We start from the raw sequence: 15,523 nt of genomic DNA, 5'->3' as shown, positions 1-15,523 counted from the left end.
CGCTCCTCCGGTGTACGGGAGGGGCGGCCGTCCGGTGTGCGTGACGCGGCTCGTTCAGGGCCGGGTCAGATGAGGCCCTGCGCCAGCATGGCGTCCGCGACCAGTTCGAAGCCGGCGATGTTCGCGCCGACCACGTAGTTGCCGGGGCTGCCGTAGCGCTCCGCCGTCGTGTAGCAGGATTCGTGGATGTGCCGCATGATCTCGGCCAGCCGCTCCTCCGTGTGCGAGAACGTCCAGGAGTCGCGCGACGCGTTCTGCTGCATCTCCAGGGCGCTGGTCGCCACACCGCCGGCGTTGGCGGCCTTGCCGGGGGCGAACGCGACCCCGGCCTCCTGGAGGACGCGCACGGCCTCCGGGGTGGTGGGCATGTTCGCGCCCTCGGCGACCGCCTTGACGCCGTTGCGGACGAGGACCACGGCGTCCGCCTCGTGCAGCTCGTTCTGCGTCGCGCAGGGCAGGGCCACGTCGCACGGTACGTTCCAGACGCCCGCGCCCGTGACGTACTTCACGTGCGCGCCGCGCCGCTCCGCGTACTCGGAGATCCGGCCTCGGCCGGTCTCCTTGATCTCCTTGAGCAGGGCGACGTCGATGCCCTTCTCGTCCACGACGTAACCGTTCGAGTCGGAACACGTCACGACGGTCGCGCCGAGCTGCTGCGCCTTCTCGATCGCGTAGATCGCGACGTTGCCGGAGCCCGACACGACGACCCGCTGTCCGTCCAGGCTCTCGCCCCGGCTGCGGAACATCTCGTCGGTGAAGAGCACACAGCCGTAGCCGGTCGCCTCGGTCCGCGCCTGGGCGCCGCCCCAGCCGAGGCCCTTTCCGGTGAGGACACCGGACTCGTAACGGTTGGTGATGCGCTTGTACTGGCCGAACAGGTAGCCGATCTCCCGGCCGCCGACACCGATGTCCCCGGCGGGTACGTCCGTGTACTCGCCCAGGTGCCGGTGCAGCTCGGTCATGAAGGACTGGCAGAACCGCATTATCTCGGCGTCGGAGCGGCCCTTCGGGTCGAAGTCGCTGCCGCCCTTGCCACCGCCGATGGGCATGCCGGTGAGCGCGTTCTTGAAGATCTGCTCGAAGCCCAGGAACTTCACGATTCCGAGGTTGACCGACGGGTGGAACCGCAGGCCGCCCTTGTACGGGCCGAGCGAGCTGCTGAACTCCACGCGGAAGCCACGGTTGACGTGGATGTCACCGGAGTCGTCGGACCACGGCACGCGGAAGATGAGCTGACGCTCCGGCTCGCATATGCGCTCGATGATGCGGGCGTCCACGAACTCCGGACGCTGGGCGAGCACCGGGCCGAGAGTTTCCAGAACCTCTCGTACGGCCTGGTGGAACTCGGTCTCGCCCTGGTTGCGCCGCAGAATCTCCGCGTACAGCGGCTCGATGATCCTGTGGTCGGCGCCGTTCAGCTCTGTTGAAGCAGGGGTGGCCGTCATCTGATCAAGCCCTTCCATGGGTCGGCAGTCACGCGCGTCGGCACCCTCGTCCCGAGGGGCGCCGCCCGGTCCTCCCTCGCCGTTGAGGACATCGCGGCGGCGAGAAGGACTCGCGCGGAAGCGACGTACAGGACCGTTGTACGAAGCAATTGTCCCAGTGCCGTCCAGAGATCTTCGACAGCATCCACATACTGATCCCCGACCACGCTGGTGGGCGACGCTCAAGAGCCCCCGAAACGGCCTTTCTGCCACGGAAGTCGAGCGGTCCCGACAGCCGAAAGAGTCAGACGTGCGGCGTGTCGCAGATCACACCACAATGTTTCGGCGGGTCGGCGCCCGTGTCAATGCCTCAGGACTCACGCGGTTCGCGCAGCGTCCACAGGGCGATCCCCGAGGCCAGCACCACCAGTCCGCTGATCGCGCTGAGCGCGACGCACAGGCCGCCGTCGGCGACGCCGAAGCTGAGCGAGACGTTCGCGACGACCGCCATGAGGAGAACGAGCCAAAGCAGAGCCTTCACGGGGTTTCCTCCTTCGTCCGGGACGGATCGGTTCGGATCGGTTCGTCCCGGGAGCGGATGTTCGTGGTGGGGCCCGCCGGGACGGCCGGGGGATGGGCCGGTGGCCTCGGCGGGCCCGTGGTTCCACTCTCGCGGGCGCCGGGGGCGGGCGGGAGGGAGCGGTCACCCCGAAGTGGGGTGTAGCCCATTACACCCCGGTGGTGCCGTGGTACGGGACGGGCAGGGAGGCGGGGCAGGACCCCGGAAGATCTCGGAGTCCTGCCCCCGCCCGCCCCGGTCAGGCCGGGGTGTTCTCCTTCACCGTCACGCGGCCCTTGCGGATGGTGGCCACGCGCGGCGCCTTGCGGGCGAGCGCGGTGTCGTGGGTGACCATGATGAAGGTCAGTCCGTGCTCCTTCCACATCGCGTCCAGCACCTCCATCACCTCGTCGCGCATGGACTCGTCGAGGTTGCCGGTGGGTTCGTCGGCCAGGAGCACCTTCGGCTGCTTGACCAGGGCGCGGGCGATCGCCACCCGCTGCTGCTGGCCGCCGGACATCTCGCCGGGGAGATGACCGAGCCGTTCGCCGAGGCCCACCGAGTCCAGTGCCTCGGCGGCCCTGGCCCGCCGCTGCGCGGCCTTGCCGCCGAGCGGTACGAGGGCCGTTTCGACGTTCTCCTGGGCGGTGAGGGTGGGGATGAGGTTGAAGCTCTGGAAGACGAAGCCGATGTTCTGCGCGCGCACCTGGGTGAGCTTGCCCTCGCCGAGCTTCGCGAGGTCGACGCCGTCGAGTTCGACGCTTCCGGACGTCGGCCGGTCGAGCCCGCCGAGCATCTGGAGCAGGGTGGACTTGCCGCCTCCGGTGGGGCCCTGGATGACCAGTCGGCCGCCGTCCTCGATGGTCAGGTCGACGCCCGCGAGCGCGTCGACGGCGGTCTTGCCTCGGGTGTAGCGCTTGGTGACGCCTCTGAGTTCGTACATGGTCGTGGTCAACTCCTGCTGGTACGGGGATGGTTCGGGCCCCGGGCGGGGGCGGTGCGCCGGTGCGGGCCGGGACCCGGGACCTGTGGCCGGTACGGGCCGGGGGGCGCCTGGGGCCGGTGCGGGCCGGGAGCCGGTACGGGCCAGGGGCGCCTGGGCGGGGGCTGGGGGCTATTCGACGCGGCGCAGTGCGTCGGCGGGGCGCAGCCGGGAGGCGCGCCAGCCACCGAAGGCGCCCGCGACGAGCCCGCCCGCGACCGCCAGTCCGACGGCCAGCAGGATCGTGGACAGGGCCACGGGCGCGGTCAGCGCGATGTCGAGGGCCTTCGACGCGGTCTGCCGGCCGGGACCGCCCATGCCGCCACCCGGGCCTCCGCCCATGCCGCCGTTCCGTCCGCCGCCCGAGGAGCCGAGCTGTGCGGTGAGTGTGGGGCTGATGGCGGTGACGATGTACGCGCCCGCGAGTCCCACCGCGATGCCGAGCACACCGCCCATGAGCCCGTTGACGAGGGCTTCGCCGATGACCTGGCGGGTGACACGGCCGCTCTTCCAGCCGAGGGCCTTGAGGGTGCCGAACTCCCGTACGCGACGGCTGACCGCCGACGAGGTGAGGAGGCCCGCGACGAGGAACGCGGCGACGAGGACCGCGATCGACAGCCACTTGCCCACGCTGGAGGCGAGGTCGGACGCGGTGGAGAGGGAGCCGGACACGGTGTCCGCGAGGTCGGCCGACGTGGTGACCGTGGTGCCCGGGATGTTCTTCTGGATGGCGGACTTGACGCCGTCGATCTGCTGCGAACCGGTCGCCTTGACGTAGACCGTGGTGATCTTGTCCTTCGCGTCGGCGAGGGTCTGCGCCCGGGTCAGCGGAAGGTAGACGTCGGCCGCGGCGTCGCCGCTGTCGGCGGTCGAGACGCCGATGACCGTGAAGGCGGTGCCGGAGATCGTCACGGTCCTGCCCGTGGTGAGCTTCTTCTCCTTGGCGTACGCGGCGTCGACGACCGCGACCGCTCCGTCGGTCTCGGTGGTCTTGAACGTACGGCCCGAGGTGATCTTCGAGGAGGTCAGCGGCCCGAGGTCCTGCTTGGTGACGTCGGTGCCGTACACGGTGAAGGAGTTGACGTCGAACGAGGCGCCGCCGCCCCGGACCTCGCCCTGCGGCCCGCCGCCGTCACCGGAGCCACCGCCGGGGCCGCCCTGTCCTCCCCCGCTCGTCCCCTCGCGCTGCCGGAACTCGCCGCGCTTGAACTGCCCGTCCACCTTCATGACGGTCAGGCTCAGTCCGCCGACGGCGTCGGCGACGCCCTCCTGCTTGCCGACCTGGCCGACGGTGGTGGCGGCGAGGGTCTGGAAGCCCTGCACCATGACCCGGTCCGTGCTCTGGGTCGTGTCGTCGTCGCTGTCCTTGGCGTCGAACTTGAACTTGGGGCGTTCGCTGCCGGAGCCCGGCGCCGCGGCGGCCTTGGTGACCGTCATGTCCGTACCGAGTCCGTACAGCGATTCCAGGACCTTGTCCTGGGCCTTGCTCATTCCGGCGGAGACCGAGCTGACGATGATGACGAGCGCGATGCCGAGCGCGAGCCCGGAGGCGACGACCAGCGCCGCCTTTCTGCGACGGCGCAGCTCGCGCCGGAGATAGGTGAAGAACATGCCGTGAAGGTAGGCAGCGGGCGTGATGGTGGGATAAGGCCCCGGTGAGAGCGGCATGAGAACCGTGCGAGGGCACGGAAACCGGTGCGAACGCCGAAGGCGGCGGCACATCGGATCGGTGCGATCCGGGTGCCGCCGCCTTCGTACGTACGGGCAGGGGGTGGTTCGGGGTCCTGCGGTGATGTGGTCCGGGTCAGGCGGCGGGGCTCGCCTGCCACTCGGCCCAGCTCATGTTCCAGCCGTTGAGGCCGTTGTCCGGCTTGATGGTCTTGTCGGGGGAGTTCTTGACGATGACCACGTCGCCGACCAGGGAGTTGTTGTAGAACCACGCGCCCGGGGTGCCGGGGTCGTTCGCACCCTTGGCGTCGGCGAGGCCCACACAGCCGTGGCTGGTGTTGACGTTGCCGAAGGCCGAGCCGCCCCAGTAGTTGCCGTGGATGAAGGTGCCCGACTGGGAGAGCCGCATGGCGTGCGGCACGTCCTTGATGTCGTACTCGCCCTTGCCGTCGTCGTCGGTGAAGCCGACCGTCGCACCGTCCATCCGGGTCTCCTTGAACTTCTCGGAGATCACCATCTGGCCGTTGTACGTCGGGTTGCTGGACGAGCCGGCCGAGATCGGGATGGTCTTGATCGTCTTCCCGTCCCGGGTGACGGTCATCGTGTGGGTCTTCGCGTCGACGGTGGAGACCTGGTTGCGGCCCACCTTGAAGGTGACCGTCTTCTGCTGCACACCGAGGACACCGTCCGCGCCTTCGACGCCGTCCAGGGAGAGCTTCAGCGTGACGGTGGAGCCGCCCTGCCAGTACTGCTCGGGGCGCAGGTCGAGGCGCTGCGAGTTGAACCAGTGGCCGGCGACCTGCTGACCGCTGCTGGACGTCACGGTGATGGCGTCCTGGACGGCCTTCTTGTTCGTGATCGCCTTGTTGAAGTTGATCGACACGGGCATGCCGACGCCGACCGTGGAGCCGTCCTCGGGGGTGAAGTTCCCGATGAAGCTGTTGGCGGGCGAGACGGTGGTGAAGGAACTGTTCTCGTGGGCCTGGCGGCCCTCGGAGTCCTTCGCCGTGGCGGTGATCTTGTACGTCGTCGAACGCTCCAGCGCCCCGTCCGGCTTCCAGCTCGTGCCGTCGGCGGCCAGGGTGCCCTTGACGGACTTGCCGTCCGAGGTCGTCATGACGACCTCCGTCAGCTTGCCTTTACTGACGGTCACCTTGGCGTCGTTGTTGATGCTCGCGTTGGTGGCGCCCTTCTTCGGCGCGATGGTTATCTGAGCCTCAGAGGTGTCCTTGGCCGCCGCCTTGTCCACCTGCGCCTGCGACTTCTTCGAGCTGTCACCGGCACCGCCCGAGCCGCCGTCGTCGCTACAGGCCGAAAGCACCAGCACGCCGCCGAGCAGTGCGGACGCGGCCATCAGGCCCCGGCGCCGCTTGCTGTCCGTCATCACACGCTTCTCCATCATTGCCGAATCCCCGAAAATCCCCGAGGGAGACTTCACCTCGACGGTGAAGAACCTCTCAATGTTCCAAGAACACCCGTAGGGGGTGCGCCGTTCCACTTCCGTCCAAGATGTGGGGAACACCACTCATCGACGCGACGGAAGCGGCTGCGGTTCCGGCCGCTGGACACGTATATGACATACCTGCCCCGACCTGCCCGAAGACCGGGCCCGGCCGCCGCTCCACGTTCCGCTCACGCCGTCCTTCCCCCATTGTCCTCGATCCCGGCCGGTGCCCTCCGGGGGTGGTGGTGCGCGAGGGCCGCGAGGGACCGGCGAACCTCGGTTTCATATCGCCCGAAAGGTGGACAAACGATTACGTCTCCGAAGTGCCCGTGCGTGAATGGGCAAGCTCCTCGTCCCCGCGACTTTCCACCAGCCCACCGCGTTGCCTAGCATCGCCCCAACACGGCTAACTCACGGTTGTCACAAGGGGATCGAATCTGTGTCTGTCGCCCGTCGCCCGCTGCTGACCGCGACTGCCGCGGCCATCCTGCTCTGTGCCCTCTGGTTCGTCCCCTCGGCGAACGCGACGGACGAGCAGAGCGGCGTTTCGGAGCCAGTGATCGCTCAGGTGGACGCCACCTGAGCGCAGGCGGAACAAGGAGGGGCGCCCGACGCGGACCACGCGCCGAACGCCCCTCCTGACCCGCCGAGCCGCCCGACCGGACCACGGTCCACCGTCAGCGGAACGAGCCGTCCACCACACCGTCCAGGAACGCCCGGAACCCGGCGGAACCGAACCTCAGCACGGGGCCTTCGGGGCGCTTGCTGTCGCGTACGGCACGGTCACCGTCGGGCAGCGCGGCCACTTCGGTGCAGTTGCCGTTGTTTCCTGAGTACGAGGACTTGACCCATTCCAGCCCAGCGGCCGATGCGGACTCGATGTACGGCTTCATCGCCTATTCCACTTCCTTTATGGCGTCCATGATGAGCGCCCGCGATTTACTGACGTTTGCTGCGGCCATGTTGAGGCGTCGGAACAACGTCGTGTACGTCTCCACGTCGGCCGCCTCCTCGTAATACACGGTGCTGGTGGGCGATTCCGTGTAGATGATGTCGGTCTCCACCGAGGTCGGGAAGCTCATGATGACGAAGGGGCCGAACAGGCACGCGTTCATGGGGTCTTCCCGAGGCAGCACCTGGAGCTGGACGTTCGGCTGCCGACTGTCCTCGATCAACGCCTCCAGCTGCGCCTTCATCACTTTGGAACTACCGACCCGATGGTGGAGTGCACTTTCCGCCAGGATGACCCACAGCTGAAGCGGATTCTCACGCGTCAGAATCTTCCGGCGCTCGGACCGCACATTGATCTGCGTCTCGACGTGCTCCGTGGTGGAATCGGGTGCTTGCAACTCGATCAACGCCCTGGTGTATGCAGGCGTCTGCAACAGCCCCGGCACCAAGCTGGTCTCCACGTCGTAGAGTTCGGCCGCGTCCCATTCGACGGCGACATACGCGGCATATGCCGAGTCGACCGCGTTGGTGTAGTGCGACCACCAGCCCTTCTGCTTCGCCTCGCGCGAGAGCTGTTCGATCTCCTTCCGCGTGGCGGGGATGGTCACGCCGTAGGCGTCCATGAGCGCGCGGAGGTCGGGCAGCCTGATGCCCGACTGCCCGTTCTCGATACGTCCGACCTTCGATTCGGCCGAGCCGAGCACCTGCGCGGCGTCGGCGTGCGTCAGTCCGGCAGCTGTCCGCAGCTCGCGAAGCCGCCGCGCCAGCCGTCGCTGACGGATCGTCGGATTGCTGTTGATGGGCACGCTCGCGCCGCCTTCCTACCTGCTTCTCGCAGGTCAAGTGTGCCGGTCCCCACCTACGAGAGCAACAAGCCTTTCATCACACTCATAGTGGGGACTTGACACTGTGGGTTATCTACGGTGGATAGTACCTACCGTGACAACGTGTGACTCAGACCTCAGTAAGCATGGTGCACGGCATGGCCACACCCACCCGAACTAAGGGGGCACGCATGGCTGTTCGCAGAATGGAACAGGTGCACTACCGCCGCTACCGCCCCGCCGTAAAAGCCGCCCGCGCCAGAGCTCGGGAGTTGTCCAACGAGTGGGGACTGCCCGAGGTAACGGACTCCGTGGAGTCGGCGGTGTCCGAGTTGGTGAGCAATGCCGTGATCCACGGCCGGGCCGGCCGAGGGAGCCGCGTCCGGGTGACCTACCGCCTGTACGACGGGCGCTTGCGGGTGGAGGTGCGTGACTCGGCCACCGGAATACCGCGCCTGCCCGCCGCCGCCCCGTTCGACGAGCTGTCCGAAGGCGGCCGCGGCCTCGCCCTGGTCGCCGCGCTGTCGCACCGCTGGGGCGTGGTCCGGCGGGTCATCGGCAAGGACGTGTGGTTCGAGATGCGGCTCGGTTCCGTCCCCGTGGACGCCCCCCTTACCGGAGACAGGCCATGAACGACGGTACGGACCCCCGCCGACAGCCGCTGGCCTTCGGATACCTCCGCGTCCTCTCCGAGGCGGAGGACCGCCGGGCGTACGCGCTGGAGCAGGACATGAAGCGCTTCGCCGAGGCGCGCGGACTTCAACTCACCGCGATCTACCACGAGTTCGTGACCGGCTCACTGGACGCGTTCGAGGAGCTGACGGAGGCGGTCCGGCGTACGGGGACGCGCGTCGTGCTCGTACCGTCCCTGCGCCACCTCGCCGAGAACCGGGTCGTACGGGAAATACTGCTCGAACGGCTCGAAACCTCCTTCGGTACGGAGGTGCACGCCGTCGACGAGGATCAGGACCGTCCCGATGCGGCCTGCCCGGCGTGCGCCACCGCGCGGCCTCCGGCCGGGTGACGCCCGCCCCCCGGGCGTCCTCTCAGGTCACCCGGGGCCCGGTCCAGCGGTCAGCCCAGTGGCCCGGTCACCGGCTCGACGGCCGCGACCAGCTTCCCTTCCCGTACGAAGGCGTCGGCGGCGGCCAGGTCCGGCGAGAGGAAGCGGTCGGGGCCCGGTCCCTCCACACCGGCCGCGCGCAACGCCTCGATGGCGGCCAGCGAGGCGGGCGCCGGGGTGAGGCCCTGGGCGGCGCGGAGTTCGATGGCGCGGGTCGACGCGTACAGCTCGACGGCGATGATCCGGGCGAGGCCGGTGACGGCGGTGCGCAGCTTGCGCGCGGCCGACCAGCCCATGGACACGTGGTCCTCCTGCATCGCGGAGGACGGGATGGAGTCGGCCGACGCCGGGACCGCGAGCCGCTTCATCTCGCTGACCAGCGCGGCCTGCGTGTACTGGGCGATCATCAGACCGGAGTCGACCCCGGCGTCGTCGGCGAGGAACGGCGGCAGCCCGTGCGAGCGGTTCTTGTCGAGGAGCCGGTCGGTGCGGCGTTCGGTGATCGAGCCGAGGTCGGCGGCGACGATCGCCAGGAAGTCGAGCACGTACGCGACGGGCGCGCCGTGGAAGTTGCCGTTCGACTCGACCCGGCCGTCCGGGAGGACCACCGGGTTGTCGACGGCGGCGGCCAGCTCGCGGTCCGCGACGAGCCGGGCGTGCGCGAGGGTGTCCCGTCCGGCGCCCGCGACCTGCGGGGCGCAGCGCACCGAGTACGCGTCCTGGACGCGGGGTTCGTCGTCCTGGAGGTGACCGGTGAGGCCCGATCCGGCGAGCACCCGCAGCATGTTGTCGGCGCTGACGCCCTGGCCGGGGTGGGGGCGGATGGCGTGCAGCTCGGGGGCGAGGACCTTCTCGGTGCCGAGCAGCGCCTCCAGCGAGAGGGCGGCGGTGATGTCGGCGGAGGTGTAGAGGTTGCGCAGGTCGGCGAGGGCCATGACGAGCATCCCGAGCATCCCGTCGGTGCCGTTGAGGAGGGCCAGGCCCTCCTTCTCGCGCAGTTCGACGGGGGTGATGCCGTGGGCGGCGAGCAGTTCGCCGGCCGGGCGGACCGTGCCGTCGGGGCCCTCGGCGTCGCCCTCGCCCATCAGGGTCAGGGCGCAGTGGCTGAGCGGGGCGAGGTCGCCGGAGCAGCCGAGCGAACCGTACTCGTGCACGACGGGGGTGATGCCCGCGTTGAGCACGTCGGCCATGGTCTGCGCGACCTCGGGGCGTACGCCGGTGTGGCCGGACGCGACGGTCTTCAGGCGCAGGAACATCAGGGCGCGGACGACCTCGCGCTCGACGTGCGGGCCCATGCCCGCGGCGTGCGAGCGCACGATGTTGCGCTGGAGCTGGGCCCGCAGGTCGGGGCTGATGTGGCGGCTGGCGAGGGCACCGAAGCCGGTGGAGACGCCGTAGACCGGTTCGGGCTTGGCGGCGAGCGCGTCCACGATCTCCCGGGCGGCGGCGAGCGCCCGCACGGCGGCTTCTGAGAGCTCGACGCGGGCGTTGCCCCGGGCCACGGCGATGACGTCCTCGGCGGTGGTACCGGACGTCCCCACCACGACTGTATGCATATCCATATTCAGAAGCGTACGGACTGAATCTCCACATGTCACCACTGACTTCGGTCCGGACCCCTTACCGGCCCGGACGTGCGGAAGCGGGCCGGGTCTCAGCGGCGCCGCTGTCCCAGGCGTGCGGTCAGGAGTGTCAGGCCCAGGAGCATGGCCACCGCCCAGGCCGCCAACAGGAGCAGTTCGGCGGCGGGCGGACGCGGCGGGGCGTCGCTGAGCACACGGACGGTCTCGTTGACGGGAGTGACCCATCGGCCGACCAGGGCGATCAGGCTGAGAAGCGCGGCCGCGGCGAAGGCGTATCCCTGCCGTTCGACGAGCGGGCGGACACAGCAGGTGCCGAGGGCGATGCCCGTCAGCCCACAGATCAGATGGGCGCAGACGCCGACGGCCAGGTCGGCGGGTGCGGGCAGGTGGGCGGCGGAGAGGGCGGGCCAGAGGAGGGCGACGGCGGTCAGGACGAGCACACAGACGAGGGCGGCGTACGTCTTGCCGAACAGCGCGCGCCGGTGACCGCCCGCGTTCACCGCGGTGACCAGGGCCTGGAGGCGGTCCTCGGTGTTGTGCAGGCCGAGGGTCAGCCACACGGCGACCGGGAGCAGGGTCGCCGCCCCCGCGCCGTAACCGGGCAGGACCGGGCCCTCGAACGCGTAGAAGATCGCGAGGAAGGCGAGGTAGGTCACCAGTGGGGGCAGGAACCGCTGGGAGCGCAGATAGTCCGCGAGCGCGTAGCGGGCGACGGCGGTCACCGGGACTCCCCCGGCGGGTCGGCCACCGCGTCCGCGTCCCCCGCCTGTGCTTCGCCGGGCGGGGCGGCATGGACGGTGAGCACGGTGTACCCCTGTCGCAGGACCGTGAGGAGAACCGCGTCACGGTGGGTCTCGGTGGTACGCAGGCGGACGCGCCCCCGGTCGGCGTGTACGCGGCTGACGCCGGGCAGGCGGCCGAGCGCGTCCTCGGTCGCCCGTGAATCCTCGGCGGTCGGGGGCGTACCGAGGGTGAGGTCGAAACCGTCCGGGTCGGCCGGTACGGGGCGCTGCTCGATGAGCCGGCCTCGGTGCAGGCGGTGGACGGCGTCCGCACTCGCGGCGACCGTGCCCGGCCGGTGTTCGGTGAGCAGGACGGTCACGCCCGCCGCCCGCTGTTCGGACAGGCACTCCATGAGAATCCGGTGGGTCGGAGTGTCCAGGCCCGACCACGGTTCGTCGAGGACCAGGAGGCGCGGATCGGCGAGCATCGCCTGCGCGAGGGCCACCTTCTGGGCATTGCCCTTGGACAGGGTGCTGATCGGTGCGTCGATGTCGCCTTCGACGCGCAGCCGGTCCAGGAGTTCGCCGCCGCGGCGGTCCGCCGCCCGGGTCCCCAGCCCTTGGACGCGCCCCATGTGGAGGAGGTAGGCGCGGGCGGAGAGCCGCATGGTCGACGGCAGGCGTTCGGGTACGTAACCGATCCTGGGCGGCCGGTGCCGGACGCTGCCCGCCGTCGGCCGGACCAGGCCGGCGGCCACCTTCAGAAGGGACGACTTGCCGCAGCCGTTGCCGCCCACCACCGCGGTGATCGTGCCGGGCGCCAGGTCGAGCCCGATGCCGTCGAGCACGTACGGGCCCCGACGCGTGTACCGCAGGCTGACCGACTCGAACCGCATATGACCCCCTCGAACCCGGCCGACGGGCCAGTGACCCGCCGATCACAGTAGGACAACCGGACTCACCGGCATCGGCGGGAGCGTGAAACCGGCGGCCGGAACCTGAGGCTCACGGCTGAATCCGGAGGCTCCGGCCGGAGGCTGGGACCCACGGCCGGAGGCTGGGGCCCACGGCCGATGACCGGGCGGTCCGGCCCCCGTCGCCGCACCGGGCCGGACGGCCGCTCAGCGCTTCGGACGGTTGCCCCGCAGCCGGCGGCGGTCGTGGGCGGACTTCGGCGGGGAATCCGCCAGGCGGACGACCTCGCCGTCCCGCCCCGCGATCACCGGGCGGGTGGAGCGCGACGCCTTCGCCCGGTACTGGGCGGCGTCCGCGAGCCGGAACAGCCGGCGCGCGGAGTGCACGGGGCCGATCGGGTCACCGGTCGACGCGACCCCGCAGGCGACCCCGTCGCCGAACTCAAGACCGGCCGCGCGGGCGCAGACCTCCGTGGCCACCCGGACCACCGCGTCCGCCTCCGGGCCGACCGCGAGCAGACAGAACTCGTCGCCGCCCAGTCGTGCCACGAGGGTGTCGGGCAGTATCGCCCCGCACAGCGAGAGCACCGAGCCGAAACGTTCCAGCAGACGGTCGCCCACCTCATGGCCGTGGGTGTCGTTGACCCGCTTCAGGCCGTTGAGGTCGCAGACCATCAGGCTGACCACCGTGCCGTCGGCCCGGTGGGCCTCCACCGCCTCGTCGAGCCGGGCGTCGACGGCCCGGCGGTTCGCGAGGCCGGTCAGCGGGTCGGTGAAGGCGAGCTTGCGGACCTCCTCCAGGCGCCGCGTCTGGATGACCCCGGCCGCGACGACGGCGGCCAGCACCGTCGCGAAGTCGGCGTCCGCCCTCCCGAACACGGGCGCGCCCACCGGCCGGGCCACGTACAGCTCGCCCCAGGCCCGCCCGTGCAGCACGACCGGCGCGACCACACAGCAGCCGCGCCCACGCCGACGCAGGGCGGTGACCCGCTGGTGGCAGTACGGGCGCGAGCCGTGCGCGGGACGGGTGCCCGCCGCGTCCCGCTCGGCCCCGTCCGCGGTCTCCACCCAGGCGTCCGGTTCACCGCCCCCCGCCCAGCGCTCGTGCAGGAACTGGGCGATCTCGGGGAACTCATGGACCGGATACGTCTCCGACTCGGGGAACTCCTCCTCCCCCTCGGCCCGCTCCCCCGCGTTGACCAGGACCCGCAGCCTGCCCCGCTCCCGTTCCCACACGGAGAGCGCGGCGAAGCTGCCACCCAGGGCATCACGGGCTCCCAGCGCGGCGGCCCGCCAACAGTCGCGCGGCGTCTGGGCCGCGGCCATCGCCTGTGCCAGCGACACCACGGCCTGGAGCCGAGCCTCTTCACCACCCATCGGCACAGCTTAAGTAGGTTTGTCGTATTTGATCAATTAATGGACCTGCTCGGTGATCTGGCTCGGTGGTTTCACCACACATGGACCCGCCCCGTTGTCACTCGCCGGGCCACTGCGGCTTCCGCTTCTCGTTGAACGCGGCGACGCCCTCGGCCCGGTCCCGGGAGAAGGCGACCGAGCGCCAGGCCGCGTCCTCCACTTCGAGTCCTGCCCGCAGATCCGTCCCGTACGCCGACCGCATGGCGCGCTTGGCGGCCCGCAGACCGACCGGTGAGTTGGCGGCGATACCGCGCGCCAGGGCCAGCGCCTCGGCCCGGTCCTGGCCCTTCTCCGCCAGCGTGTCCACCATCCCCAGCCGCCATGCCTCGGGTCCCTCCACCCGGCGCGCGGAGAACACCAGCTCGGCGGCGCGTGCCGCGCCGACCCGGCGCGGCAGCAGTTGCGTACCGCCGCCGCCCGGGATGACACCGACCGACACCTCGGGCAGCCCGACGACGGCCGTGTGGTCGGCGACGATCAGATCGCAGGCGAGCGCCAGCTCGTAACCGCCGCCGAGCGCGAAGCCGTGCACGGCGGCGATCGTGGGCATCGGCAGTTCGAGCACGCCGGCGTAGGCGGCACGGGCGACCGGCCGCTGACGCTCCAGATCGGCGTCGCTGAAGGAGTTGCGCTCCTTCAGGTCGGCGCCCACGCAGAAGGCCCGCTCATGCGTGGAGGTCAGGACGGTGACCCGTACACCGGAGTCCGCGGCGAGCGCGTCGCAGGCGGCGGCGATGGAACGGGCCATCTCGGTGGACACGGCGTTCATCGCCCCGGGCCGGTCGAGCACCAGTTCGGCGACGTGCTCCAGTCCGGCGTCGTCGTGCCGCCGTACGACGACGAATTCCCCGAACCTCTGCTCCGACGTGACCGTCATGGTGGGACCCCTCCGGTTGACGAGTTAACGAGCGTTACTGGAGGGATCGTAGGGGGTGGCCCCACCGGGGGCGGAAGGGACGGTCTCGCCGACTCACGCCGGAGCGGAAGGCGCGGACACGTCCGAGGGGACCGGACACGCGGAACGCCGAGGCCAAACGCGCGGACGGCGGACACGCGGACGCCGGGGCCGGGCACGGTGCTTCCGCTCCGTGCCGGTCCCGGCGTCCGCGCTGTTCAGAGGGTCGTTCAGAGGGTTCCGGGGTGACCGAAGCGCCGGTGCAGGAGCCGGGCGTCGGTACGCGCCCTACCGGTGAGGTCTTCCAACTGCCACCGCTGCGCCTTCCGGTCGCTCGGGAAAGGCGGTGCGGGCGGCGCCCAGAACGACTGGAGATGCGGAAGGGGACGAGAGGTACTGGAGCGCATATCGGCGAGTCCCGCGGTGGTGAGCGCCGCACGGAGTTCGCTGTGCCGGAAGGCGGCGGCTTCGCTGGCGATGCCGTCCGCGCGAAGCCGGGGCGGATAGACGGGTTCCAGGGTGTCGAGGAGCGCGGGCATGGTGGCGGGATTTCTCAGCCGCTGAAAATCGAGAATCCACAGCGCGGCCCCGCAGTGCCGACGCACCCTCTCCATCTGCCTCAGTGCGGAGACGAGCATGTCGGTACCGGGCAGTTGGTGAAGAGTCCATAAGCACGACACGGCGTCCCACGGCCGGTCGACGATGTCGGGCGGAAGGCTGGTGATGTCGGCCTCGACGAATTCGACCGAACCGAAGGAGGAGAAGGAGGAATCCCCCGCACCGGTGGCCCGCGCCGCCGCCAGCATGACCGGGGAGAGATCGATTCCGGTGACCTTGATGTCCGGTCTGCCCCGCAGGAGGTGTTGCAGGGCCCGCCCCGATCCTGTCCCGAAATCGAGCAGGCTCCCTCCCGGCGGGAGCAGCGCGCTGAGCGCACGGGCATTGAGGTCGTAGACCGCGCGGAAGTAGTGCCCCGTGGCGCCGCCCTGGTCATACTGGCTGACCGACTCGGGGTCGTCCATGACCATGGGTTCCGGCAAACGGGCGCGTTTCCCCGCAGGAGTGAGCCTTTCACGCA

Annotated in this window: 16 protein-coding genes; 3 read left to right on the top strand and 13 right to left on the bottom strand. The window is 70.3% G+C overall.

The features are described 5' to 3' along the window. Nucleotides 1-65: 65 nt before the first annotated feature. The 5 genes from gdhA to PZB75_RS20735 form a co-directional block, all read right to left on the bottom strand. Nucleotides 66-1,445: an NADP-specific glutamate dehydrogenase gene (gene gdhA, locus PZB75_RS20755; protein ID WP_275536794.1), complete on the bottom strand. Its 1,380-nt coding sequence runs from the start codon at nucleotides 1,443-1,445 to the stop codon at nucleotides 66-68. 349 nt (nucleotides 1,446-1,794) lie between these two features. After that, nucleotides 1,795-1,965: a hypothetical protein gene (locus PZB75_RS20750; RefSeq protein WP_275536793.1), complete on the bottom strand. Its 171-nt coding sequence runs from the start codon at nucleotides 1,963-1,965 to the stop codon at nucleotides 1,795-1,797. Between the two features lie 277 nt (nucleotides 1,966-2,242). Beyond that, a complete protein-coding gene (locus PZB75_RS20745) occupies nucleotides 2,243-2,926 on the bottom strand; it encodes an ABC transporter ATP-binding protein (RefSeq protein ID WP_275536792.1) in 684 nt (227 codons plus the stop codon). A gap of 171 nt (nucleotides 2,927-3,097) precedes the next feature. Beyond that, nucleotides 3,098-4,576: an ABC transporter permease gene (locus PZB75_RS20740; protein ID WP_275536791.1), complete on the bottom strand. Its 1,479-nt coding sequence runs from the start codon at nucleotides 4,574-4,576 to the stop codon at nucleotides 3,098-3,100. A gap of 193 nt (nucleotides 4,577-4,769) precedes the next feature. Next, nucleotides 4,770-6,032: an Ig-like domain-containing protein gene (locus PZB75_RS20735; protein WP_275538793.1), complete on the bottom strand. Its 1,263-nt coding sequence runs from the start codon at nucleotides 6,030-6,032 to the stop codon at nucleotides 4,770-4,772. A 484-nt stretch (nucleotides 6,033-6,516) separates the two neighbouring features. On the opposite strand from PZB75_RS20735, the gene PZB75_RS20730 reads away from it, so the two are divergent. Continuing rightward, entirely contained in the window at nucleotides 6,517-6,660 is a 144-nt protein-coding gene (locus PZB75_RS20730) for a hypothetical protein (protein WP_275538935.1), read from the top strand. Nucleotides 6,661-6,754: 94 nt separating this feature from the next. Here the strand turns inward: PZB75_RS20730 and PZB75_RS20725 are convergent, their stop codons facing one another. Continuing rightward, nucleotides 6,755-6,970 carry a DUF397 domain-containing protein gene (locus tag PZB75_RS20725; protein WP_275536790.1) on the bottom strand — a complete coding sequence of 72 codons (216 nt, stop codon included), beginning with the start codon at nucleotides 6,968-6,970 and terminating at the stop codon, nucleotides 6,755-6,757. A gap of 3 nt (nucleotides 6,971-6,973) precedes the next feature. Further along, a complete protein-coding gene (locus PZB75_RS20720) occupies nucleotides 6,974-7,834 on the bottom strand; it encodes a helix-turn-helix transcriptional regulator (protein WP_275536789.1) in 861 nt (286 codons plus the stop codon). A gap of 209 nt (nucleotides 7,835-8,043) precedes the next feature. Here PZB75_RS20720 and PZB75_RS20715 point away from each other — a divergent pair, with 209 nt between their 5' ends. After that, complete coding sequence (locus PZB75_RS20715; protein ID WP_275536788.1) at nucleotides 8,044-8,484, top strand: ATP-binding protein; 441 nt, start codon at nucleotides 8,044-8,046, stop codon at nucleotides 8,482-8,484. After that, on the top strand, nucleotides 8,481-8,876 hold the full coding sequence (locus PZB75_RS20710) for a recombinase family protein (protein WP_275536787.1): 396 nt from the start codon (nucleotides 8,481-8,483) through the stop codon (nucleotides 8,874-8,876). Before PZB75_RS20715 ends, PZB75_RS20710 begins: the two co-directional genes overlap by 4 nt. Nucleotides 8,877-8,926: 50 nt before the next feature. Here the strand turns inward: PZB75_RS20710 and hutH are convergent, their stop codons facing one another. The 6 genes from hutH to PZB75_RS20680 all read right to left on the bottom strand — a co-directional run bounded on the left by hutH (nucleotide 8,927) and on the right by PZB75_RS20680 (nucleotide 15,467). Then, nucleotides 8,927-10,477, bottom strand: a complete 1,551-nt coding sequence (gene hutH / locus PZB75_RS20705; protein WP_275536786.1) for a histidine ammonia-lyase — start codon at nucleotides 10,475-10,477, stop codon at nucleotides 8,927-8,929. 92 nt (nucleotides 10,478-10,569) lie between these two features. Beyond that, nucleotides 10,570-11,220, bottom strand: a complete 651-nt coding sequence (locus PZB75_RS20700) for a hypothetical protein (RefSeq protein ID WP_275536785.1) — start codon at nucleotides 11,218-11,220, stop codon at nucleotides 10,570-10,572. Beyond that, nucleotides 11,217-12,116, bottom strand: coding sequence for an ABC transporter ATP-binding protein (locus PZB75_RS20695; RefSeq protein ID WP_275536784.1), 900 nt, complete (start codon nucleotides 12,114-12,116; stop codon nucleotides 11,217-11,219). The genes PZB75_RS20700 and PZB75_RS20695 overlap by 4 nt, the downstream gene beginning before the upstream one ends. A 225-nt stretch (nucleotides 12,117-12,341) precedes the next feature. Beyond that, nucleotides 12,342-13,511, bottom strand: coding sequence for a GGDEF domain-containing protein (locus PZB75_RS20690; RefSeq protein WP_275536783.1), 1,170 nt, complete (start codon nucleotides 13,509-13,511; stop codon nucleotides 12,342-12,344). A gap of 97 nt (nucleotides 13,512-13,608) precedes the next feature. Next, on the bottom strand, nucleotides 13,609-14,427 hold the full coding sequence (locus tag PZB75_RS20685; RefSeq protein ID WP_275536782.1) for an enoyl-CoA hydratase-related protein: 819 nt from the start codon (nucleotides 14,425-14,427) through the stop codon (nucleotides 13,609-13,611). A gap of 248 nt (nucleotides 14,428-14,675) precedes the next feature. After that, complete coding sequence (locus PZB75_RS20680) at nucleotides 14,676-15,467, bottom strand: class I SAM-dependent methyltransferase (protein WP_275536781.1); 792 nt, start codon at nucleotides 15,465-15,467, stop codon at nucleotides 14,676-14,678. Nucleotides 15,468-15,523 lie beyond the last annotated feature (56 nt).

The sequence above is a fragment of the Streptomyces sp. AM 4-1-1 genome (assembly GCF_029167625.1).
Lineage (GTDB): Bacteria > Actinomycetota > Actinomycetes > Streptomycetales > Streptomycetaceae > Streptomyces.
The sequence above is the reverse complement of the archived record's forward strand: the minus strand, read 5'-3'. Positions and strand labels throughout refer to the sequence as shown.

What these genes read in the sequence shown, in the direction of transcription:
- PZB75_RS20695 (WP_275536784.1), bottom strand. Translation starts at nt 12,116, where the DNA reads ATGCGGTTCGAGTCGGTCAGCCTGCGGTACACGCGTCGGGGCCCGTAC.
- PZB75_RS20715 (WP_275536788.1), top strand. Translation starts at nt 8,044, where the DNA reads ATGGCTGTTCGCAGAATGGAACAGGTGCACTACCGCCGCTACCGCCCC.
- hutH (WP_275536786.1), bottom strand. Translation starts at nt 10,477, where the DNA reads ATGGATATGCATACAGTCGTGGTGGGGACGTCCGGTACCACCGCCGAG.
- PZB75_RS20740 (WP_275536791.1), bottom strand. Translation starts at nt 4,576, where the DNA reads ATGTTCTTCACCTATCTCCGGCGCGAGCTGCGCCGTCGCAGAAAGGCG.
- PZB75_RS20745 (WP_275536792.1), bottom strand. Translation starts at nt 2,926, where the DNA reads ATGTACGAACTCAGAGGCGTCACCAAGCGCTACACCCGAGGCAAGACC.
- PZB75_RS20690 (WP_275536783.1), bottom strand. Translation starts at nt 13,511, where the DNA reads ATGGGTGGTGAAGAGGCTCGGCTCCAGGCCGTGGTGTCGCTGGCACAG.
- PZB75_RS20680 (WP_275536781.1), bottom strand. Translation starts at nt 15,467, where the DNA reads ATGGACGACCCCGAGTCGGTCAGCCAGTATGACCAGGGCGGCGCCACG.
- PZB75_RS20735 (WP_275538793.1), bottom strand. Translation starts at nt 6,032, where the DNA reads ATGGAGAAGCGTGTGATGACGGACAGCAAGCGGCGCCGGGGCCTGATG.
- PZB75_RS20685 (WP_275536782.1), bottom strand. Translation starts at nt 14,427, where the DNA reads ATGACGGTCACGTCGGAGCAGAGGTTCGGGGAATTCGTCGTCGTACGG.
- gdhA (WP_275536794.1), bottom strand. Translation starts at nt 1,445, where the DNA reads ATGACGGCCACCCCTGCTTCAACAGAGCTGAACGGCGCCGACCACAGG.
- PZB75_RS20710 (WP_275536787.1), top strand. Translation starts at nt 8,481, where the DNA reads ATGAACGACGGTACGGACCCCCGCCGACAGCCGCTGGCCTTCGGATAC.
- PZB75_RS20725 (WP_275536790.1), bottom strand. Translation starts at nt 6,970, where the DNA reads ATGAAGCCGTACATCGAGTCCGCATCGGCCGCTGGGCTGGAATGGGTC.